Origin of the sequence: Microbacterium sp. Root553 (assembly GCF_001426995.1) — a bacterium.
Lineage (GTDB): Bacteria > Actinomycetota > Actinomycetes > Actinomycetales > Microbacteriaceae > Microbacterium.
Map to the genome: position 1 here is coordinate 236,038 of NZ_LMFY01000002.1, position 19,259 is coordinate 255,296.

General features: G+C 68.3%; 21 protein-coding genes and 2 tRNA genes. 12 read left to right on the forward strand and 11 right to left on the reverse strand.

Annotated features, from left to right (window positions below):
- Positions 1-13: 13 nt before the first annotated feature.
- The 6 genes from tmk to ASD43_RS15210 all read left to right on the forward strand — a co-directional run bounded on the left by tmk (position 14) and on the right by ASD43_RS15210 (position 4,753).
- Positions 14-643, forward strand: a complete 630-nt coding sequence (tmk, locus tag ASD43_RS15185; RefSeq protein WP_056420255.1) for a dTMP kinase — start codon at positions 14-16, stop codon at positions 641-643.
- Between the two features lie 86 nt (positions 644-729).
- On the forward strand, positions 730-1,887 hold the full coding sequence (locus ASD43_RS15190; protein ID WP_056420257.1) for a DNA polymerase III subunit delta': 1,158 nt from the start codon (positions 730-732) through the stop codon (positions 1,885-1,887).
- Complete coding sequence (locus tag ASD43_RS15195) at positions 1,884-3,440, forward strand: alpha/beta hydrolase (protein ID WP_056420261.1); 1,557 nt, start codon at positions 1,884-1,886, stop codon at positions 3,438-3,440. The genes ASD43_RS15190 and ASD43_RS15195 overlap by 4 nt, the downstream gene beginning before the upstream one ends.
- A 51-nt stretch (positions 3,441-3,491) precedes the next feature.
- Positions 3,492-3,567 (forward strand) — tRNA-Thr (locus ASD43_RS15200).
- Between the two features lie 80 nt (positions 3,568-3,647).
- Complete coding sequence (locus ASD43_RS15205; RefSeq protein ID WP_056420263.1) at positions 3,648-4,229, forward strand: isochorismatase family protein; 582 nt, start codon at positions 3,648-3,650, stop codon at positions 4,227-4,229.
- A complete protein-coding gene (locus ASD43_RS15210) occupies positions 4,226-4,753 on the forward strand; it encodes a DUF1697 domain-containing protein (RefSeq protein WP_056420266.1) in 528 nt (175 codons plus the stop codon). The genes ASD43_RS15205 and ASD43_RS15210 overlap by 4 nt, the downstream gene beginning before the upstream one ends.
- An 8-nt stretch (positions 4,754-4,761) precedes the next feature.
- Here the strand turns inward: ASD43_RS15210 and ASD43_RS15215 are convergent, their stop codons facing one another.
- Positions 4,762-4,962, reverse strand: a complete 201-nt coding sequence (locus tag ASD43_RS15215; RefSeq protein ID WP_056420268.1) for a hypothetical protein — start codon at positions 4,960-4,962, stop codon at positions 4,762-4,764.
- Positions 4,963-4,987: 25 nt separating this feature from the next.
- On the opposite strand from ASD43_RS15215, the gene ASD43_RS15220 reads away from it, so the two are divergent.
- The gene (locus tag ASD43_RS15220) at positions 4,988-5,509 is read left to right on the forward strand and encodes a CGNR zinc finger domain-containing protein (protein ID WP_056420271.1); all 522 of its coding nucleotides are present in this window, start codon (positions 4,988-4,990) and stop codon (positions 5,507-5,509) included.
- A gap of 38 nt (positions 5,510-5,547) precedes the next feature.
- Here ASD43_RS15220 and ASD43_RS15225 read toward each other — a convergent pair whose 3' ends face one another.
- The 3 genes from ASD43_RS15225 to ASD43_RS15235 all read right to left on the reverse strand — a co-directional run bounded on the left by ASD43_RS15225 (position 5,548) and on the right by ASD43_RS15235 (position 7,068).
- On the reverse strand, positions 5,548-6,096 hold the full coding sequence (locus ASD43_RS15225) for a type 1 glutamine amidotransferase domain-containing protein (protein WP_056420274.1): 549 nt from the start codon (positions 6,094-6,096) through the stop codon (positions 5,548-5,550).
- A 108-nt stretch (positions 6,097-6,204) separates the two neighbouring features.
- Positions 6,205-6,277: transfer RNA gene (locus ASD43_RS15230), tRNA-Lys, on the reverse strand.
- Between the two features lie 128 nt (positions 6,278-6,405).
- Positions 6,406-7,068, reverse strand: coding sequence for a fasciclin domain-containing protein (locus ASD43_RS15235; protein ID WP_056420277.1), 663 nt, complete (start codon positions 7,066-7,068; stop codon positions 6,406-6,408).
- A 223-nt stretch (positions 7,069-7,291) separates the two neighbouring features.
- Here ASD43_RS15235 and sigK point away from each other — a divergent pair, with 223 nt between their 5' ends.
- The 4 genes from sigK to ASD43_RS15255 all read left to right on the forward strand — a co-directional run bounded on the left by sigK (position 7,292) and on the right by ASD43_RS15255 (position 10,457).
- A complete protein-coding gene (gene sigK, locus ASD43_RS15240) occupies positions 7,292-7,891 on the forward strand; it encodes an ECF RNA polymerase sigma factor SigK (RefSeq protein WP_200946623.1) in 600 nt (199 codons plus the stop codon).
- On the forward strand, positions 7,888-8,745 hold the full coding sequence (locus tag ASD43_RS15245; RefSeq protein ID WP_056420282.1) for an anti-sigma factor: 858 nt from the start codon (positions 7,888-7,890) through the stop codon (positions 8,743-8,745). Before sigK ends, ASD43_RS15245 begins: the two co-directional genes overlap by 4 nt.
- Before the next feature lie 29 nt (positions 8,746-8,774).
- Complete coding sequence (locus ASD43_RS15250; RefSeq protein ID WP_056420287.1) at positions 8,775-9,404, forward strand: hypothetical protein; 630 nt, start codon at positions 8,775-8,777, stop codon at positions 9,402-9,404.
- Between the two features lie 168 nt (positions 9,405-9,572).
- Positions 9,573-10,457 (forward strand): aminotransferase class IV, encoded by an 885-nt coding sequence (locus ASD43_RS15255; RefSeq protein WP_056420290.1) that lies wholly within the window; start codon positions 9,573-9,575, stop codon positions 10,455-10,457.
- 182 nt (positions 10,458-10,639) lie between these two features.
- On the opposite strand, the gene pstB is transcribed toward ASD43_RS15255, so the two are convergent.
- The 7 genes from pstB to ASD43_RS15290 form a co-directional block, all read right to left on the reverse strand.
- A complete protein-coding gene (pstB, locus tag ASD43_RS15260) occupies positions 10,640-11,419 on the reverse strand; it encodes a phosphate ABC transporter ATP-binding protein PstB (protein ID WP_045254296.1) in 780 nt (259 codons plus the stop codon).
- A 46-nt stretch (positions 11,420-11,465) separates the two neighbouring features.
- Positions 11,466-12,569, reverse strand: a complete 1,104-nt coding sequence (gene pstA / locus ASD43_RS15265) for a phosphate ABC transporter permease PstA (protein WP_056420293.1) — start codon at positions 12,567-12,569, stop codon at positions 11,466-11,468.
- 1 nt (position 12,570) lies between these two features.
- Positions 12,571-13,539, reverse strand: a complete 969-nt coding sequence (gene pstC, locus ASD43_RS15270; RefSeq protein ID WP_056420296.1) for a phosphate ABC transporter permease subunit PstC — start codon at positions 13,537-13,539, stop codon at positions 12,571-12,573.
- A 127-nt stretch (positions 13,540-13,666) separates the two neighbouring features.
- A complete protein-coding gene (pstS, locus tag ASD43_RS15275) occupies positions 13,667-14,770 on the reverse strand; it encodes a phosphate ABC transporter substrate-binding protein PstS (protein WP_056420299.1) in 1,104 nt (367 codons plus the stop codon).
- Positions 14,771-14,937: 167 nt separating this feature from the next.
- Positions 14,938-15,915 (reverse strand): NUDIX hydrolase, encoded by a 978-nt coding sequence (locus ASD43_RS15280; protein ID WP_056420302.1) that lies wholly within the window; start codon positions 15,913-15,915, stop codon positions 14,938-14,940.
- Positions 15,912-18,077: an RNA degradosome polyphosphate kinase gene (locus tag ASD43_RS15285; protein ID WP_056420543.1), complete on the reverse strand. Its 2,166-nt coding sequence runs from the start codon at positions 18,075-18,077 to the stop codon at positions 15,912-15,914. Before ASD43_RS15285 ends, ASD43_RS15280 begins: the two co-directional genes overlap by 4 nt.
- Before the next feature lie 53 nt (positions 18,078-18,130).
- Complete coding sequence (locus tag ASD43_RS15290; RefSeq protein WP_056420305.1) at positions 18,131-18,814, reverse strand: winged helix-turn-helix transcriptional regulator; 684 nt, start codon at positions 18,812-18,814, stop codon at positions 18,131-18,133.
- 72 nt (positions 18,815-18,886) lie between these two features.
- On the opposite strand from ASD43_RS15290, the gene ASD43_RS15295 reads away from it, so the two are divergent.
- Complete coding sequence (locus ASD43_RS15295) at positions 18,887-19,174, forward strand: hypothetical protein (protein ID WP_056420308.1); 288 nt, start codon at positions 18,887-18,889, stop codon at positions 19,172-19,174.
- Positions 19,175-19,259: the final 85 nt, after the last annotated feature.

The following is a 19,259-nucleotide window of genomic DNA, read 5'->3' on the forward strand; positions in this document are numbered from 1 at the left end:
TAAAGGCCGGTTCGTGACGTCGGGGTCCGGCGTCTGGATCACTCTCGAGGGCGGCGACGGGTCGGGCAAGACGACTCAGTCGAACCTCCTCGCGGACTGGCTGACGGATGCGGGACGCACTGTGGTGCGCACCCGTGAGCCCGGCGGCTCAGAAGTCGGCCAGCTGATCCGCGACATCGTGCTGCACCACCGCGGTGACATCGCACCGCGCGCCGAGGCTCTGCTCTACGCCGCCGACCGCGCACACCATGTCGCCACGGTCGTGAGGCCGGCTCTCGCCCGCGGTGAGGTCGTGCTGCAGGATCGCTATCTCGATTCGTCGGTCGCCTACCAGGGTGCGGGCCGTGTGCTCGACGGCGATGAGATCCGCAACCTCTCGCTGTGGGCAGCCGAAGGCGCCCTGCCCGATCTCACCGTGCTGCTCGACCTCGACCCCGAATCGGCGCGGGTACGTCTCGACTCCGCCGACAAGCCGTTCGATCGGCTCGAGGCCGAGAAGACCGAGTTCCACGCCCGCGTGCGCGATTCCTATCTCGCCCTGGCCGAGGCCGAGCCCGAGCGCTTCCTCGTTCTCGACGCCTCCGCATCGCCCGAGGCCATCGCAGCGCACCTCCGCGACCGCGTGGCGAGTCTCCTCGGCTGAGCAGCCCGACCGCGGAGCGACGTCTTCGGCGGTGCGACCTCGACAGCGGTGCCACGCACGTCGGTGCTCCCGATTAGGCTGAGTGCATGCACCAGACCATCGCCGCCCCGTTTCCGTGGGCGGACGTCTGGGGGCAGGACGCCGCTGTCGAGACGCTGCGCCACGCGGCCGCCGATCCGACGGCGCTCTCGCACGCCTGGCTCATCACCGGCCCGCCCGGGTCCGGGCGATCCACTCTCGCGCATGCGTTCGCCGCGGCGCTGATCGCCGACCGTCCCGACGACGAGGCGGCGATGCGCCAGGTCCTCGCCGGCACGCACCCCGACGTCACCGCACTGCGCACCGACAAGGTGATCATCACGATCGCCGAAGCCCGCGCCCTCGTCGAGCGTTCGTACTTCGCCCCGTCGGCCGGCCGCTACCGCGTGATCATCGTCGAAGACGCCGACCGCATGGTCGAACGCACGTCCAACGTGCTGCTGAAGGCGCTCGAGGAGCCGCCCGAAGACACGGTGTGGATCCTGTGCGCACCCAGCGAGGCCGATCTGCTCCCCACGATCCGCTCGCGGGTCCGTTCGCTGCGGCTGCGAGAGCCCGATGTCGCCGACGTCGCGCGTCTGATCACGCTCCGGACGGGCGCCGACGAGGCCGTCGCCGAACAGGCCGCCCGGCACGCGCAGCGACACATCGGGATGGCGCAGCGGCTCGCCACCGACGAGGCCGCGCGACGCCGACGCGACGACACGTTGAGATCGGTTCTGGGCGTTCGCGGGGTCAACGACGCCGTCGAGGTGGCCGGTCGCATCATCCAGGCGGCGAACGACGACGCGAAGACCCTCACGGCCGAGCGCGACGCGAGTGAGCGCGCGAGCCTCCTCCGCACCGTCGGCATCGCCGAGGGGCAGGCGGTGCCGCCGGCGCTGCGCACCCAGATCTCCGCGCTCGAAGACGACCAGAAGAAGCGCGCCACGCGCAGCCTGCGCGACGGGATCGACCGCGTGCTCACAGATCTGCAGTCGCTCTTCCGCGACGTCGTGATGCTGCAGTTCGGGCGGGGCGACGACCTGATCAACCGCGAGCTCCGTGAAGAACTCGAGGCGCTCGCCGCCGCCTGGCCCGAGACCCGTACTCTTGTCGTACTCGAACACCTAGCCGATACCCGCCAGTCGCTGGAGCGCAACGTCGCACCGCTTCTCGCCCTCGAGAGCTTGCTCGTGACTGTCACGAGCGGGAGGACACCGTGAACACCAGACCGACTTCCCGCCTGCGCCGCACCGTCGCGGTGATCGCCGGCCTCGCCGCCGCATCCGTCGCTCTCTCGGGGTGCCTGTACTCGATGATCCCCGAGCAGGCCGAGCCGAAGCCCTCGACCACCAAGGCCCCCGACACCGAGGGCGTCGCCGCAGATCTGATGTCCTTCTACGGGCAGACGCTCTCGTGGAGCGAATGCGGCACGGGCTTCGACTGCACCGACGTGACCGCGCCTCTGGACTGGGAGAACCCGGGCGACGGCGAGATCACGCTGTCGGTGGTGCGCCACCAGGCGACCGGCACCGCGCAGGGTTCGCTGCTCACCAACCCCGGTGGCCCCGGGGCCAGTGGTGTGGAACTCATCCGCGACAGCCTCGACTTCGCCGTCGGCGCCGACCTGATCGAGAACTACGACGTGATCGGTTTCGACCCGCGCGGCGTCGGTCAGTCCACGGCGGTCACCTGCTTCGACGCGTCCGAGATGGACGATTACCTCTACACGATCCCCACGGCGAAGCGCGGCAGTGCGGAGTGGGAGGCCGAACTGCTCGCGGGGCACAAGAAGTTCGCCGAGGCGTGCGAGGCGAACAGCGGCGGGATCCTGCCGTACATCACGACCATCAACGCGGCGCGCGACATGGACCTGATCCGCGCAGTGCTGGGCGACACGCAGCTCAACTACCTCGGGTACTCCTACGGCACGTTCCTCGGAGCGACCTACGCGAGCCTCTACCCCGACAAGGCGGGACGCCTCGTCCTCGACGGCGCCATCGATCCCGCGGTCTCCGGCCTCGAGGTCGGCGCGACGCAGGCGCTCGGATTCGAATCGGCGCTGCGTGCGTACATGCAGGACTGCCTGGATTCGGGGGAGTGCCCGTTCGCCGGCACCGTCGACGAGGCGATGGCTGACCTCGGCGCGCTGCTCGCGAGCGTCGACGCGTCGCCGCTCCGGAACGGCGACGGGCGCCTGCTCGGCGCCGATTCGCTGATGACCGGCATCATCGCCGCGCTCTACTCCGCCGACAGCTGGTCGTACCTCACCCAGGCCTTCGACGAGGCGCTGCAGGGCGACCCGACGACCGCGTTCTTCCTGGCCGACTTCTACAACGGCCGTGAGAACGGCAGCTACCTCGACAACTCCAGTGAGGCATTCCGCGCCTACAACTGCATGGATTACCCGGTCGAAGACGACCCGAGCGCCGAGGCGGCGACGACCGCGAAGATCGCCGAGGGTGCGCCCACGATCGCTCCGTACTGGAACGGACCCGATTCGTGCGCCGTGTGGCCTTACCCGCCGACCGGCACCCGGGGCGAGATCACCGCCGAGGGCGCGGGCCCGATCGTCGTGGTCGGTACGACCAACGACCCGGCCACCCCGTACGAGTGGTCGGAGTCGCTCGCCGACCAGCTCCAGGAGGGCGTGCTCATCACCCGTGTGGGCGAGGGGCACACCGGATACAACAAGGGCAACGCCTGCGTGGACGACGCTGTCGAGGCATTCCTCCTCGACGATGTGGTGCCCGAGGACGGGCTGCGCTGCGAGTGACTCGACGTCGATTCGCGGTGCGGGTCCGGAACCGGTAATATCGATGATCGCGCCGCTTTAGCTCAGTCGGCAGAGCATCTCACTCGTAATGAGAAGGTCGTCAGTTCGATTCTGACAAGCGGCTCCAGCAGGCCCCGTGATCTGAAAAGATCACGGGGCCTTTTGGTTTCCGGCGAGCCGTCGTCGGATGGCGCGTACGCTCGGAGCATGGGCAGAGCGCTTCTGATCGTCGACATCCAGAACGACTTCACCGAGGGCGGCGCGCTCGCCGTCGCGGGTGGGGATGCCGTGGCATCCGCCGTCTCCGCCTTCCTGGAGGCTCACGCGGCGGAGTACGACGTGATCGTCGCCTCGCGCGACTGGCACGACGCGCACGGCGACAACGGCGGTCATTTCGCCGAGAGCCCCGACTTCGTCGACACCTGGCCTCCGCACTGCGTCGAAGGCTCGGACGGGGCCGAGTACGACCCGCTGCTGGTGACGGATGCCGTCACCCACCATGTCCGCAAGGGGCAGGGCGAGCCGGCGTACTCGATGTTCGAGGGGACGACCGAGGCGGGGGACACCGTCGCCGGGATCCTGGCCGATGCCGGCGTGGTCGTCGCGGACGTCGTGGGGATCGCCACCGATCACTGCGTCCGGGCCTCCGCCCTCGATGCGATCGCGCACGGTGTGCAGGTGCGGATCCTCACCGACCTGATCGCCGGCGTCGCGGCGGAGCCGAGCGCCGCGGCCCTCGCCGAGCTCGCCCACGCCGGGGCGGTCCTGACGGAGAGCGCCGCGGAATGACCCGCAGCGCGCTGCTGCTGAGGGCGGTGAACGTGTCGGGCCGCAACCTCGTGCCGATGGCACGGCTGCGCGAGGTGCTCACCCCTGAGCTCGGAGAGGTCTCGACCTACATCGCGAGCGGCAACATCCTATGCGAGCAGCCTGACGACCCGACGGCCGCCCGCGCGAGGGTCCGTGCCCTGATCGCCGCGGAGTTCGGTGTCGACACTCCGGTGATCCTGCGCACCCACGACGCGCTCGCCCGTGCGATCGAGGCTCACCCCTTCAGTGATGCATCCGAGAAGCTGCTGCATGCGATGTTCCTCGAGGGACCGGCATCCCCGGAGGCGGTCGCGACGTTGGAGCAGCGTCTCGTGCCGGGGGAGCGGATCTCCCTGATCGGCGAGGATCTGTGGATCGCCTACAGCGAGGGCGGGGTGCATAGCACCAAGCTCACCAAGGCCGTCCTCGACCGGGCGCTCGGCGTCGCCGGCACGGCTCGCAACCTCCGCACCGTCAGGAAGCTGGTCGAGCTGACGGCGTGAGCGCGTCCTCAGTCCGAGGTCTCCCTGCTCAGGGCGAGGGGCGGACGGTGCGGATCCGTCTGCAGGTCCACGCGGTGCACGCCGCATCCGACGCAGCGGACGTAGACGACCGTGCCCTCGCTGGTGGTGTGGCGGGAGTCGACGGTCCAGGCGTGCTCATGCGGGGGAGCGGTCGGGCGGGGGATCGGAAGGGTGTGCAGAGAGGTCATGCGTCCAGCGTGATGTAATGTCCTTATGCATCTCAACCCTTACGGCGAGTACGCGGTGCTGCTGGCCGCGTCGCTCGCGGACGACTTTCCCGACGATCGTGCCGGCATCGAGGAAAGAACGCTCGAGAGGGGCATGACGATGACGTTCCCGCCCGCACGCGATGATCACGAGCGTGTCCGCGAGGTCGTCGACGACTGGCTGCAGATCGTCGACGAACACGATCCCGCGGCGCGAGCCGAGGTGCTCAACGCGCAGATGGCGAAGGCGGCGGCCTATCCCCGCCTCACGAATCATGACGGGGAGGGGTGGCACCTGCACTACCGGGACGACGTGCAGTCGCTGCCGTACGTGCTCCGGGCGATCTTCGCGGTCGGCACGTCGCTGCACCTCGTCACCCGCGGCATGGATCGCCTCGGGCGATGCGAGGCCTCGCCCTGCACGAACGTCGTCGTCGACGTCACCCGGAACGGCAGGCAGCGGTTCTGCTCGGTGCGCTGCGCGAACAGAGCGGCGGTCCGGCGTCACAGGGCGCGCGCTGGCGCCTGACACCGGACCGCCGGAGGATCAGATCAGATCAGATCGGATCACGCCGTCTGCTCGGCGTGCCGCCCTTCGGCGACCTCTTCGATCAGCTTCGCGTTGAAGGCGGGCAGGTCGTCGGGCGTGCGGCTCGAGACGAGCCCTTCGTCGACCACGACCTCCTCGTCGACCCAGGTCGCGCCGGCGTTGCGCAGATCGGTGGCCAGGCTCGGGTAGCTGGTGAGGGTGCGTCCGTCGACGACTCCCGCTTCGATCAGGATCCATGCGCCGTGGCAGATGACGGCGACCGGCTTGTGCTGCTCGAAGAACGAGCGGGCCAGGTCGATGGAGGCTTTGTCGAGGCGCAGCTGGTCGGCGTTCACGACGCCTCCCGGGAGCACGAGCGCGTCGAACTCGTCGGCCTTCGCGGTGTCGGAGGTCAGGTCGACGTGCTGCACGTGTCCGTTCTTCCCGGTGATCTGCAGTCCCTCGGGTGCGATGAGCGTGGCGCTCGCGCCCTCGCCCTGCACCGCTTCCCACGGACTGGTCAGCTCGCTGTCCTCGAATCCGTCCGTGGCCAGGAATGCCACTCGGCTGTCGGTGAGAGTCGCCATGATGCGTCCTTTCGTGGAGGTCGGTGTCCCGGACGGGACACCTCGACACTCTCGTAGGACGCCGGCCCCGTGAAGGGGGTGGCCGGATCGCCGGTGCGGTGATAACGGTGGGCCCCGTGGGGCTCGAACCCACGACCCGCGGATTAAAAGTCCGATGCTCTGCCAACTGAGCTAGAGGCCCGCATGACCAGTCTATTGCGCAAAGAAGGAGCCGCTGACGACGTGTCGCCAGCGGCTCCTTCTCCGTCCCGTCGTCCTCCCCCTGAGTGACGGGACGGTTCACCGAGTGTGCCTCGGTGTTTCTCTGCCTTACGCGGCCGGGGGCATCAGCACCGAGTCGATGAGGTACACGGTGGCGTTGGCGGTCTTGACTCCACCGCAGATGACGTTGGCGTCGTTGACCATGATCGAGTCGCCGCTGCCGGTGACCTCGAGGTCGGCGCCGTTGACGGTCGCGTGGGTGCCGTCGATGTCAGCCGGAGCGATCTGGCCGGGGACCACGTGGTACGTCAGGATCGAGCTCAGCGTGGCGCTGTCGGTCTTGAGTGCCTCGATGGTGGCGGGGTCGATCTTCGCGAAAGCGTCGTCCACGGGGGCGAAGACGGTGAACTCGTCACCGTTCAGGGTGTCGACGAGGTTGACGTCGGGGTTGAGCTGTCCGCTGACTGCGGCGACCAGCGTCTTGAGCAGCGGGTTGTTCGATGCGGCGGTCGCGACCGGGTCCAGGGACATGCCCTCGACCGATCCGGCGCCGTCCGGCACTGCCTCTGCGTATGCGGCGCAACCGGGGCCGACGAGGTCCGCGGCCGGGTCCATCGTCTCGGGGGCGGTGGTCTCGGAGGACTCCGGAGCCATCGACTCCGACGGCTCGTCGCTGCTGGTGGTTCCGCCCATGGAACATGCGGAGAGCAGGAATGCGCTCGCAAGGCCGAGGGTGATCGCTGCGGTGACCTTCTTCTTGGTGCTGAACATCTCAAGCTCCTTCAGAACATTTGCCACGGCCTCTCCGTGGCGTTGACAGTCGTTCGGAGCCCCGTCGGGATCGGATGGGAGAAACGCAGAAGTTTTTTTTGGGGCGCCGGATTCAATCCGATTCCCGCTCTGTGGCGAACAGCTCTCGACGACATGTCCTTAAGAGGACTCGTTTACGTCACTTTCGGGTGGCGGTTGCAGGGGAAAGCGGGGTGAATGCGGCATGCTGGTAGAGATGGTCATCGATGGAATGGACGTACCCGAAGAAGGTACGCCGCGGGATGCTGTCGCCGACCTGCTCGTACGTATCGGTGGCGGCGATCAGCGCGCGTTCGCCGAGCTCTACGACGCTCTGTCCTCTCGCGCGTTCGGCCTGATCCTGCGGGTCCTGGTGAACCGTTCGCAGAGCGAAGAGGTGCTGCAGGAGGTCTTCCTCGAGATCTGGCAATCCGCTTCGAAGTTCGCTCCGAACAAGGGGCAGGGAAGAACCTGGGTGATGACGATCGCGCACCGTCGTGCGGTCGACCGGGTACGGGCATCCCAGTCCAGCGCGGACCGGGATGTGCGGGCCGGGTTCAGGGATATCGGAGTCGCACACGACAGCGTGTCGGAGACGGTCGAACTGGGCATCGAGAGCGAGAAGGTCCACCACGCGCTCGCAGCTCTTCCCGAGGCGCAGCGCGAAGCACTCGTTCTGGCCTACTACGGCGGATACAGTCAAAATGAAGTTGCGGTGCTCGTCGGAGCACCGCTGGGGACGATCAAGACACGGATGCGGGACGGACTCTCGCGTCTCCGGACAGCCATGGGGGTGACAGCATGAACGAACAGGAATTCGCGGAACTCGCGGCAGGAGCGGCACTCGACGCGCTGTCGCCGGACGACCAGCAGCGCTACCACGCCGCTCTCGTCGCGAACCCGCAGTGGCAGGCGATCGCGGACGACGACGTCGACACGGCCGGCATGCTCGCATCCGGTGCGGCCCCGGTGGTACCGGGCCCCGGAATCAGGGCTGCGCTGCTCGCACGCATCGCCGAGACGCCCCAGGACGGCCGGGTCATCGTGTCCGGCTCCGTTCCGGACGCCCTCCCCGAGTCGAACTCAGCCGACACGAAGGACTCAGCCGATGCCGAGGACTCCTCGTCGGTCGCGGACGAGCTCGAGTCCGACGGCCTCGAGCCCGGCGACCCGCGTGCTGCGGCGTCTCCGAAGGCTCCGCCGCACCGTCTCCGCATCCTCTTCACACTGGCCGCGTGCCTCGCGCTCCTGGTCGGAGTGGGCATCGGCGCAGTGGCCGTCAACGACTACCTGAACCGCCCCGCGAGCGTCATCGCTCTGCAGGACATCCAGGCGGCCGGTGACGCGCAGCAGGCGAGTGTTCCGCTGGAGGGCGGCGGCACGGCCACCGCGCACTGGTCGGCGTCGCTCGGCACATCGGTGCTGGTCACCGACGGCATCCCGTCCCTCGCGGATGGAGAGACCTACGAGCTCTGGTACGTCCGTGGCGACACACCCGTTTCCGCAGGCGTGTTCGACGCCGACGGCGGAGAGGCGACGGCCGTTCTCGCCGGCGACATGCACGCCGGTGACGTGATCGCGGTCACCGTGGAGCAGGCCGGCGGCTCGCCGTCCGGTTCGCCGACGACGGACCCCGTCGTCGTCATCCCCACGGCCTGACCCGCGTCGATCGCGCGTACCCTGGACTGATGCCTGAGCAGTTCTCCCGTCCCGTGCGCCGACCTTCGAGCGCCTTCGACAACATCGTCGGGGCGCACGACCCTGCGGAGGAGACCCGGATCGCGCATGCGACCGCATCCGCTCTCCTGACCCGTGTGCGCGCGGACGAGAGCGGAGTGAGCGCCGACAGACTCGTCGCCTTCACCGCGGAGCACGGCATCGACGAGATCGCGGAGTTATGGTCGAAGGCGCCGGCACGGACGCTGCCCGGCGCGCTGTGGCGGCTGTATCTGCTGCAGCTCGCGATCCACAGCGATCCGCACACGGCAGCGCTGCTGTACGAGCGAGGGCGGGTGGAACTCGCCTCCGTCGACGCGATCGTCGCGGGTGCCCCCGTTCCCGCGAACCCCGACGAGATCGTCGCCCTGATCGACACCATCCTGCGGGGAGCGTTCCGGGGCGACTTCGCCGTCGCTCTCGATCGCGCGGCGTCGTTCTGCCGGGTGCACGCCTCCGGCGCCACGCACACCGCGGACGATTACGAGCTCACCGAGCCGTCGCGAGCGAGCGAACTGACCACGCGCGCGCTGCGGCTGAGCAGCTACGCTCAGGATCTCACGGCCGCCGCGACGCTCTGGCGATCGGACGCACTGGTCTGAGGTCTCCCTGGCGAATCGCCGGGGGAAGGATAAGACCGGGCCGCAAGAACGCCTCTCGGCGGAAGGCCGCTCGCAGCGGCAAAAATTGGAGCCCGGGGTTATGCGGCCCGGCCATTCCAGTGTAACAAGATCGCTGCGGGTCTATTCCCGGGGCTCTAGGCTCGGACCATGACCCGGCGCTTCGCTCTGATGATCGACCCCGCAGCATCCGACGTCGTCCGCGCGGACTTCGCCGACACGTTCACCCTCGTCGATGCGGCGGCGCCTGCGCTGAGCGTCGGCGAGCTGAGCACGCAGCGCGGAGACGGGGTCTTCGAATCGATCGGCGTGATCGACGGACATGCCCAGGAGGTCGTGCCGCATCTGGAGCGGCTCGCGCACTCCGCGGCACTGTGCGATCTGCCCCTCCCGAACCACGCGCAGTGGCGCCAGGCCATCGAGCGCGCCGCGGAGCACTGCGAGGCGGGCGAGTACGTCATCAAGCTCATCCTCAGCCGGGGAGTGGAGCACGGCCCGACTCCGACCGCGTGGGTGACGGCGGCACCGGCATCGGACTTCTCCGAGGTGCGCGAGCGGGGCGTCCGCGTGGTGACGCTCGACCGCGGATACGACCTCGATGTCGCCGCGAATGCGCCCTGGCTGCTGCTCGGAGCCAAGACCCTCTCGTATGCCGTCAACATGGCCGCACTGCGCGAGGCGCACCGGCGGGGCGCCGACGACGCGATCTTCCTGTCGCGCGACGGCTTCGTGCTGGAGGCGCCGACGGCATCGCTGATCCTGCGCCTGGGCGATCGCTTCGTGACGCCCGCGCCGAACGGCGGAATCCTGCACGGCACGACGCAGCTCAGCGTCTACGAGTATCTGGCGGATCGCGGCCTCGCCGCGGAGTATGCGCGGGTCCCGGCATCCGACCTGCCTCGTGCGGATGCCGCGTGGCTCGTCTCGAGCGTGCGCCTGGCCGCTCCGATCACCGCCGTCGACGGGGTCGAGCTGCCGGTCGACCACGATCTCACCGCCGACCTCAACCGCTACCTGCTCTCGCCGCGCGACTGAGCCGTTCGCGGGCTGCAGCAGAGGTTCATCGCACCACTGCGGGCACCGCTTAGGCCCCACGACGACGACACGCCGTGGGGCCACAGGGCCGCACGGCGTGTCGAGCCTCCTGCTCCGACGTCGTGCCCGCGAGACGCGGACCGGACGGTGGAGAACCCCGGAGGGGAGGGCGGGGGAGCGGATTATCCGAAGCGTCCCGAGACGTAGTCCTCAGTGGCCTGCACGGAGGGCGTCGTGAACATGGTGCGGGTGTCGTCGTACTCGATGAGCTTGCCGGGCTTGCCGGTGCCGGCGATGTTGAAGAACGCCGTCTTGTCGGAGACGCGGCTCGCCTGCTGCATGTTGTGCGTCACGATCACGACCGTGTACTGGGTCTTGATCTCGGCGATCAGCTCCTCGATCGCAAAGGTCGAGATCGGGTCGAGGGCCGAGCACGGCTCGTCCATGAGGATCACGTCAGGCGAGACGGCGATCGCGCGGGCGATGCACAGACGCTGCTGCTGTCCACCGGAGAGTCCGGATCCCGGGCGGTCGAGACGGTCCTTGACCTCGTTCCACAGGTTCGCGCCGCGCAGCGACTTCTCGACGAGGGCGTCCTGATCGCTCTTCGCCATGCGCGTGTTGTTCAGCTTCACGCCGGCGAGCACGTTCTCCTTGATCGACATGGTCGGGAAGGGGTTCGGACGCTGGAAGACCATGCCGACCTGGCGACGCACCAGCACGGGGTCGACGCCGGTGCCGTAGAGGTTCTTGCCGTCGATCAGCACCTCGCCCTCGACGCGTGCGCCGGGGATGACCTCGTGCATGCGGTTGAGGGTGCGGAGGAAGGTGGACTTGCCGCAGCCGGACGGGCCGATGAACGCCGTCACGGTGTTGGGCTTGATGTCGATGCTGACGCCTTCGACAGCGAGGAAGTCGCTGTAGTAGACGTTGAGGTCGTTGACTTCGATGCTCTTGGACACGGGAGATCCTTCTTGTTCAGTCAGTCAGTCAGTCGGGTGTGTCGGCTCAGCGGCCGTTGATCTTGGGTGCGAACACCTTGGCGATGATGCGAGCCAGCAGGTTCAGCACCATCACGATGACGATGAGGGTGAGAGCCGCAGCCCACGCCCGATCGAGGTAGGCGTCGACGGGGATGCCGGGGTATTTCGCCTGCATGTACGAGAACACCGGCAGAGTCGCCATCTGCCCGCTGAACATGTTGAGGTTCATACCCTGCACGATGCCGACGGTGAGCAGCAGCGGCGCGGTCTCGCCGATGACGCGGGAGATGGCCAGCATCACGCTGGTGAGGATGCCGGCGATCGCGGTCGGCAGCACGACCTTGATGATCGTCAGCCACTTCGGCACGCCGAGGGCGTAGGCGGCCTCGCGCAGCTCGTTCGGGACGATGCGGAGCAGCTCTTCCGATCCACGCACCACGACGGGGATCATCAGCACCGACAGGGCGAGCGAGCCCATGATGCCCATCCGGGTTCCCGGACCGACGATCAGGGAGAACACCGAGTAGATGAACAGACCGGCGACGATCGACGGGATGCCGGTCATGACATCGACGAGGAAGGTGATGCCGCGGGCGAGCTTGCGTCCTTCGCCGTACTCGACCAGGTAGATCGAGGTCATCAGGCCGATCGGCACCGAGATCACGGTCGCACCGAGGGTGATCAGGAGCGTTCCCCAGATGGCGTGCACGGCGCCGCCGCCCTCGCCGACGATGTTGCGCATCGAGAAGCTGAAGAATTCGCCGTCGAAGCGCATCAGGCCGTTGACGACCACGGTGTACAGCAGCGAGATGAGGGGGAGCAGTGCGACCACGAAGGCGCCGGAGACCAGCGCGGTCATGAGGCGGTCGATCGCGTGGCGGCGGCTCTCGACGACGGTCGAGATCACCATGATCAGCGCCATGTAGAAGATCAGGCCGACGACGAGGGTGAGCGCGATGTTGAAGTCGGCCGGGTCGTTGCCCACGTTGACGAACGCGAAGATCGTCGCGGACACGACGAACGCGACCAGCAGCAGCGCCCACGGCGCCCACTTCGGCAGGTGCCCGGCCGACGTGCTGTGGGTGGGAGCGGCCACCGAGGAGGGCGAGGGGGTGAGTGTGGTTGTCATGTCAGTTGGCTCCCGAGAACTCGGCACGGCGCGAGACGATCCAGCGGGCGACGAAGTTGACCGCGAAGGTGACGATGAAGAGGATCAGACCCGCGGCGATGAGCGTGTTGACGCCCTCGTCGTGGGCTTCGGGGAACCGCAGGGCGATGATCGCGGGGATCGTCGTCGGGTTCTCCGGGTTGATCAGGTTGAACGTGATGATGCCGAGGGGGGAGAGCACGAGCGTCACGGCCATGGTCTCGCCCAGCGCACGGCCGAGGCCGAGCATCGCGCCCGACACCATGCCGCTGCGGGCGAAGGGCAGCACGGCCATCCTGACCATCTCCCAGCGCGTCGCGCCGAGGGCCAGGGCGGCCTCCTCGTGGAGCTTCGGTGTCTGCAGGAAGACCTCGCGGCAGATGGCGGTCATGATGGGCAGGATCATCACGGCGAGGACGAGGGATGCCGTGAGGATCGTCTTGCCGGTGCCCGAGGGCGTTCCGCTGAAGATCGGGATCCACCCGAGGTGCTCGTTCAGCCACTTGTAGAAGGGCACGAGCATCGGGGCGAAGGTGAGCGCGCCCCAGAGGCCGAACACGACCGACGGCACAGCGGCCAGCAGATCGATGATGTAGCCGAGGAAGCCGGCGAGCCTGCGGGGGGCGTAATGCGAGATGAAGAGCGCGATGCCGATGGCGATCGGAGCGGCGATGACGAGGGCGATGAGGCTCGACCACAGCGTGCCGAAGACGAACGGCCAGACCCACGAGAGGAACGACTGGCCCGCGAGGATGTGATTGTCCGACGTGTCCGCCGACAGGGCGGGGATCGACTGCACGATCAGGAACAGCGCCACCGCGGCGAGGGTGACGAGGATGATGATCCCGGCGGCCAGCGCGGTGCCCGAGAAGACCAGGTCACCCCGTCGGCGCAGCGTGTGGGGTGTGCCGGGTGAACGGGTGGTATCGGGACCCGTTGTGGTTGTGGTCATCGGAGCGACTCCAGGCTCTGAGGGACTTTCAGGGTTTTCATGCGGGTGCCCCCGGGTGTCGGTCGAGTCCTCTCGACCGACACCCGGGGGCGTCGGACCGGAGCTCAGCCGTGGGCTGAGCCGTCGGTCACTTCGTGACGATCGCGTCGATCGCGGTGCTGATCTGGTCGCGCAGGCTGTCCGAGATCGGCGCGCTGCCGGCAGCCTCGGCGGCTGCATCCTGACCCTCGGCCGAGGAGACGTACTCGAAGTACGCCTTCACGAGGCCGGCGGTCTCGGCGTCGTCGTAGTCGACGCAGCCGATGAGGTACGAGACGAGCGCGATCGGGTACGAGCCGGCGGGTGCGGCGGCCGGGTCGACGGCGAACGCGAGGTCGTGGTCCGAGCGGCCCTCCTCGAGCGGCGATGCCTCGACGAGCGCTGCGGCGGCGTCTGCCGAGTAGGGGACGTAGTCGCCCTCGACCTCGACGGCCACCTGGCCGAGCTCCGAGGTGCGCGACGCGTCAGCGAAGCCGATGTAGCCGGAGCCGTTGGTGATCGCATCGACGACTCCCGAGGTGCCGTCTCCGGCCTCGCCCGTCTGAAGCGGCCACTCGTCGCTGGCCTCGTAGGTCCACACGTCGGGGGCGACGGCGCTGAGGTACTTGGTGAAGGTCTCCTGCGTGCCCGAGGGGTCCGAGCGGTGCACGGTGACGATCGCCTGGTCGGGAAGGTCGACGCCCTCGTTCTGCGAGGCGATGGCCGGGTCGTTCCACTGGGTGATCGTGCCGGCGAAGATCTTGGCGATGGTCTCGCCGTCGAGGTTCAGCTCGTCGATTCCGTCGAGGTTGAAGGCCACGGCGACGGGCGAGATGTAGACCGGGATCTCGACGATCTCGTCGGATGCGCAGGAGCCGAAGCCGCCCTTGGCGATCTCGTCGGCGTTGAACGCGCGGTCGGAGCCGATGAAGTTGGAGGAGCCGGCGATGAAGTTCTCGCGGCCGGTGCCCGAGCCCGTCGCGGTGTAGTTCACCGTGGTGTCGGGGTTGGCGGTCTGGAACGCGGCGACCCAGGACTGCTGGGCGGCCTCCTGCGAGGAGGCGCCGGTGGCCTCGATGGTGCCGGAGAGGGTGGAGTCGGTGGGGGCGTCGGTGGAGCCGCCGGTGCCGCCTTCGTTCGCGGCACAGCCGGCGAGTGCGAGAGCGGCGACGGCGCCGATGGCGCCGATACGTGCGATTCGGGAGATCTTCACTGTGGATCCTTCGATCTTGGAGGGGTGGGGCCCGGTGCAGGGCACACAGTGACGCTAGGTGCGGCGGTTAACGAGACTCTCCCGCACAGGTGAACGGAAGGTGAACGGCGGTCGACTCTCTGGGGCGGGATACCGCGCCCATCCGCGGAATCCCGCCGGAGTCGGGGTCAGACCTTGGGGATGTGCGTCTCGATCGCGATGATCCCGGAGCCCGGATTCGTCGCCGAGAGGTGCACGACCGAGAAGGCGGCGGGCTCGAGGGCGGCGGCGCTGCTCACGTACGATCCGCGGATGGTGCCGGTGGCGAGCGCGAGCTCGGTGAGGATGCCGGGGAGCACCGGTCCGTGGCTGCACAGCACCGCGGGCTTTCCCGAGCGGACGCGGCGGCCGACCACGGAGCGGAGGTCGTCGCGACCCTCCTCCCAGGCATCCTGACTGATCGCCTCGGTCTTGACCTTCTTGCGGTCGAGGGCGGCGGCCAGCGGGGTGACGGTCTGCACGCACCGCACCGCGTCGCTGGTCACGATCCTTCGCACGCCGAAGGCGCGCAGCGGTCCGACGATCGAGGACGCCTGGTGCTGGCCGCGCTCCGTCAGCGGACGCGCGGCATCCGCCCCGTCCCAGTCCGAACGGGACAGCGCCTTCGCATGACGCAGTGCGATCACGGGGAAGGTGCGCAGGACGCCGTCATCGACGAGATTCGCGAAGAAATCGAGGATCTCGAGGTCGACCGGGTAGCTCAGACGGGCACGCGCCTTCTTGATGCTGACCCACTCGAGGGCGGCGATCTCGCGATTGGGCACGAAGGTGGAGGCGCGGATGGCTTCGGCCGTGGCCTCGGCCGCCCAGTAGTGCACGACCTTCTGCTTCTTCGACGGCAGGTGGTACCGGCTGACCCCGACCGGGACGCCGAGAGACACCCGGATGCCGGTCTCCTCGTGCACTTCGCGCACGGCGGTCTCCGCGAGCATCTCGCCCGGGTCGACCTTGCCCTTGGGCAGAGTGATGTCCCGGTACTTCGTGCGGTGGATGAGCAGGATCCGCAGCTTGCCGTCGATCAGGCGCCAGACGACGGCGCCGGCCGCGTAGACGGCCTTGTCCGTCCACTTCGACCCCGCCGCCTGGGCCGTCGACTGCGAGCTCATCGGACCGACCGTGCGCGACGGCGTCGCTGGATCAACCCCATGGTCTTGTCCTGCAGGTCGACGAGCGGCGTGCCGTCGGCATTCTCGGAGTGCCGCGTCCAGACCCCCTCGGCTCCCAGGTGCCACGAGGTGGTGCCAGGGTCCATGGCCAGGTCGAAGAAGTCGAGCAGGTCCTTGAGGTGGCCGGGGTCGGTGACCCGCACCAGCGCCTCGACGCGTCGGTCGAGGTTGCGGTGCATCATGTCGGCGCTGCCGATGTACACCTGCGGGTCGCCGTCGTTGTGGAACGCGAAGATCCGGGAGTGCTCGAGGTAACGGCCGAGGATGCTGCGCACGGTGATGTTGTCGCTGATGCCCTCGAGGTCGGTGCGCAGGCTGCAGATGCCGCGCACCCAGACGTCGACCTTCACTCCGGAGGCGCTCGCGCGGTACAGCGCGTCGATGATCTCTTCGTCGACCATCGAGTTGACCTTGATGCGGATGCTCGCGGGCTTTCCGTTCTCGGCGTTCCGGCGCTCGTGATCGATCTGGCGCACGAGGCCCTTGCGCAGGTGCAGCGGGGCGACGAGCAGGCGCTTGAACTTCTTCTCGATCGCGTAGCCGCTGAGCTCGTTGAAGAGGCGGGTCAGGTCCTTGCCCACCTGCGCGTCGGTGGTGAAGAGCCCGAAGTCCTCGTAGATGCGGCTCGTCTTCGGGTTGTAGTTGCCGGTGCCGATGTGCGAGTAATGGCGCAGCACGCCCTCCTCCTCGCGGATCACGAGGGCGAGTTTGCAGTGGGTCTTCAGCCCGACGAGCCCGTACACGACGTGCACGCCGGCCTTCTCGAGCTTGCGCGCCCAGACGATGTTGTTGGCCTCGTCGAAGCGGGCCTTGACCTCGACCAGGGCGAGCACCTGCTTGCCGGCCTCGGCGGCATCGATCAGGGCCTCGACGATCGGGCTGTCACCGGAGGTGCGGTAGAGCGTCTGCTTGATCGCGAGCACGTGCGGGTCGCGTGCCGCCTGCTCGAGGAACGACACGACGCTCGTCGTGAACGACTCGTACGGGTGATGCACCAGCACGTCGGACTTGCGGATGGCCGTGAAGATGTCGGCGCGCGTGTTGCTGCCCGTGGGCTGGAACGCGACCGCGGTGGTGGGCAGGTGAGGCGGGTAGCGCAGGTCGGGGCGATCGATCCGCGACAGGTCGAACAGGCCTCGGAGGTCGAGCGGCCCGGGGAGGCGGTAGATCTCCTTGTCCGTGACGTCGAGCTCGCGGACCAGGAGGTCCATCGTGACCTCGTCCATGTCGTCCGTGATCTCGAGCCGGATCGGCGGACCGAACCGGCGCCGCAGCAGCTCGGCCTCGAGGGCCTGGATGAGGTTCTCGCTCTCGTCCTCCTCGATCTCCACGTCCTCGTTGCGGGTGAGTCGGAACGCGTGGTGGTCGAGCACCTCCATGCCGGGGAACAGGTCGCCGAGGTGGTTCGCGATGAGTTCCTCGAGAGTGAGGAAGCGCTTGATCTCGCTCGTGCCCGGCACCTCGACGAAGCGCGGCAGCATCGGCGGCACCTTCAGGCGGGCGAACTCCTGGCGCCCCGTGCGGGCGTTGCGGATGCGGATGGCGAGGTTGAGCGACAGCCCGGAGATGTACGGGAAGGGGTGGGCGGGGTCGACGGCGAGCGGCATCAGGACGGGGAACACCTGGGCGCCGAAATACTCGCTGAGCTTGCCCCGCTCCTCGTCCGTGAGCTCGGACCACACGGTGATCTCGATGCCGGACTCGGCCAGCGCCGGTCGCACCAGGGAGTTCCACGCGTCCGCGTGGCGCAGCTGCAGGGCGTGCGCCTCGCGGGCGATGTCGGCCAGCGCGTCGGCGGGCGAGCGCCCGATGTTCGTCGGCACGGCGAGACCGGTGACGATGCGGCGCTTGAGCCCCGCGACGCGCACCATGAAGAACTCGTCGAGGTTGCTCGCGAAGATCGCCAGGAAGTTGGCCCGCTCGAGTTCGGGGAGCGACGGATCCTCGGCGAGCTCCAGGACGCGCTGGTTGAACGCGAGCCAGCTCAGCTCGCGATCGAGGTAGCGGTGGTCGGGAAGCAGCGCATCCGGAGCCTCGGTCGCATCGAAGTCGTCATCTTCAGCGTCACCGAGACCAGCGTCGGCGAGAGCGGGATCGATCATGGGGTACATCTAAGCACCGTGAGGTGACGCGCGCGTGAACGGGCACGCCAGGGTCACACCGTGGCGGCGACCGTCTCGTCGTCGTGGACGTTGAACCGGTACCCCACGTTGCGCACGGTGCCGATGATCTGCTCTTGGTCGCCGAGCTTGGCGCGCAGCCGGCGCACGTGCACGTCGACCGTGCGGGTGCCGCCGAAGTAGTCGTAGCCCCAGACTTCGCTGAGCAGCTGCTCGCGCGTGAACACCCGTGACGGGTGCGTGGCGAGGAAGTGCAGCAGCTGGAACTCCTTGTACGTGAGATCCAGCGGGCGCCCCCGCAGCTTCGCCGAGTACGACTGCTCGTCGATCGTGACGCCGGAGGCCTGCACGCGCGTCGGCTCGGCGACCTCGTCGCGGCGGGCGAGAGCGAGGCGCACGCGGGCGTCGGTCTCGGCCGGTCCTGCGGTGGAGAGCAGCACGTCGTCGATGCCCCACTCCCCGGACAGGGCGCTCATGCCGCCCTCTGTGACGACCAGCAGCAGCGGAGCATCCTGGCCCGTCGCGCGCAGCAGCCGACACAGCGACTTGGCTCCGACCAGGTCGAGACGGCCGTCGACGATCACGATGTCGTACTCGGGAGCGTTCACCAGCTGGGCCGGCTCAGCCGGGATCTGACGCACGCGGTGGCTGAGAAGCTCGAGCGCGGGCAGGACCAGTTCCGACACCGGAGCATTGGTCAACACCAGGACCTGGGCCACACGCACTCCTTCCGGACGGCGGGGTACGCCGTGACGCCATGATACCGGGCGCGGATGGGTGACAATGGAGGTATGTCGGATCCTGCGCTCGCACCGCGTAACGCTTTCGTCGGTGTGCTCACCGTCTGGGCGGTCGCCGTCGTCGCGTCCATAGGGGTGGGCGTCTTCGTCTCGTCGGAATGGCGCGTGCCCTGGCTGATCGTGGCATTCGGGGGCATCGTCCTGCTCTCCTTCGCCACGCAGCTCTGGTACGGGCGCACGCAGGGGTTCATCCTCCGGGTGGGCGGGAGCACGATCGGGGCGCTGCTGCTGATGGGCGTGATCTCCATCGGGTTCGGGCTGGCGTCGCTGGTCACCTGACGCGTCGCGAGACACCCCGTCCGCACGGAGGGTAAAGTGGGCGTCATGGATCTCCTGGCGCTCGAACTCTTCTTCATCGGCCTGC

Excerpts from the sequence above, each read along its gene's own strand:
- ASD43_RS15190 (WP_056420257.1), top strand. The coding sequence starts at position 730 with ATGCACCAGACCATCGCCGCCCCGTTTCCGTGGGCGGACGTCTGGGGG.
- ASD43_RS15205 (WP_056420263.1), top strand. The coding sequence starts at position 3,648 with ATGGGCAGAGCGCTTCTGATCGTCGACATCCAGAACGACTTCACCGAG.
- ASD43_RS15210 (WP_056420266.1), top strand. The coding sequence starts at position 4,226 with ATGACCCGCAGCGCGCTGCTGCTGAGGGCGGTGAACGTGTCGGGCCGC.
- ASD43_RS15215 (WP_056420268.1), bottom strand. The coding sequence starts at position 4,962 with ATGACCTCTCTGCACACCCTTCCGATCCCCCGCCCGACCGCTCCCCCG.
- ASD43_RS15220 (WP_056420271.1), top strand. The coding sequence starts at position 4,988 with ATGCATCTCAACCCTTACGGCGAGTACGCGGTGCTGCTGGCCGCGTCG.
- ASD43_RS15225 (WP_056420274.1), bottom strand. The coding sequence starts at position 6,096 with ATGGCGACTCTCACCGACAGCCGAGTGGCATTCCTGGCCACGGACGGA.
- ASD43_RS15235 (WP_056420277.1), bottom strand. The coding sequence starts at position 7,068 with ATGTTCAGCACCAAGAAGAAGGTCACCGCAGCGATCACCCTCGGCCTT.
- sigK (WP_200946623.1), top strand. The coding sequence starts at position 7,292 with ATGCTGGTAGAGATGGTCATCGATGGAATGGACGTACCCGAAGAAGGT.
- ASD43_RS15245 (WP_056420282.1), top strand. The coding sequence starts at position 7,888 with ATGAACGAACAGGAATTCGCGGAACTCGCGGCAGGAGCGGCACTCGAC.
- ASD43_RS15250 (WP_056420287.1), top strand. The coding sequence starts at position 8,775 with ATGCCTGAGCAGTTCTCCCGTCCCGTGCGCCGACCTTCGAGCGCCTTC.
- ASD43_RS15255 (WP_056420290.1), top strand. The coding sequence starts at position 9,573 with ATGACCCGGCGCTTCGCTCTGATGATCGACCCCGCAGCATCCGACGTC.
- pstA (WP_056420293.1), bottom strand. The coding sequence starts at position 12,569 with ATGACAACCACACTCACCCCCTCGCCCTCCTCGGTGGCCGCTCCCACC.
- pstC (WP_056420296.1), bottom strand. The coding sequence starts at position 13,539 with ATGACCACAACCACAACGGGTCCCGATACCACCCGTTCACCCGGCACA.
- ASD43_RS15280 (WP_056420302.1), bottom strand. The coding sequence starts at position 15,915 with ATGAGCTCGCAGTCGACGGCCCAGGCGGCGGGGTCGAAGTGGACGGAC.
- ASD43_RS15285 (WP_056420543.1), bottom strand. The coding sequence starts at position 18,077 with ATGATCGATCCCGCTCTCGCCGACGCTGGTCTCGGTGACGCTGAAGAT.
- ASD43_RS15295 (WP_056420308.1), top strand. The coding sequence starts at position 18,887 with ATGTCGGATCCTGCGCTCGCACCGCGTAACGCTTTCGTCGGTGTGCTC.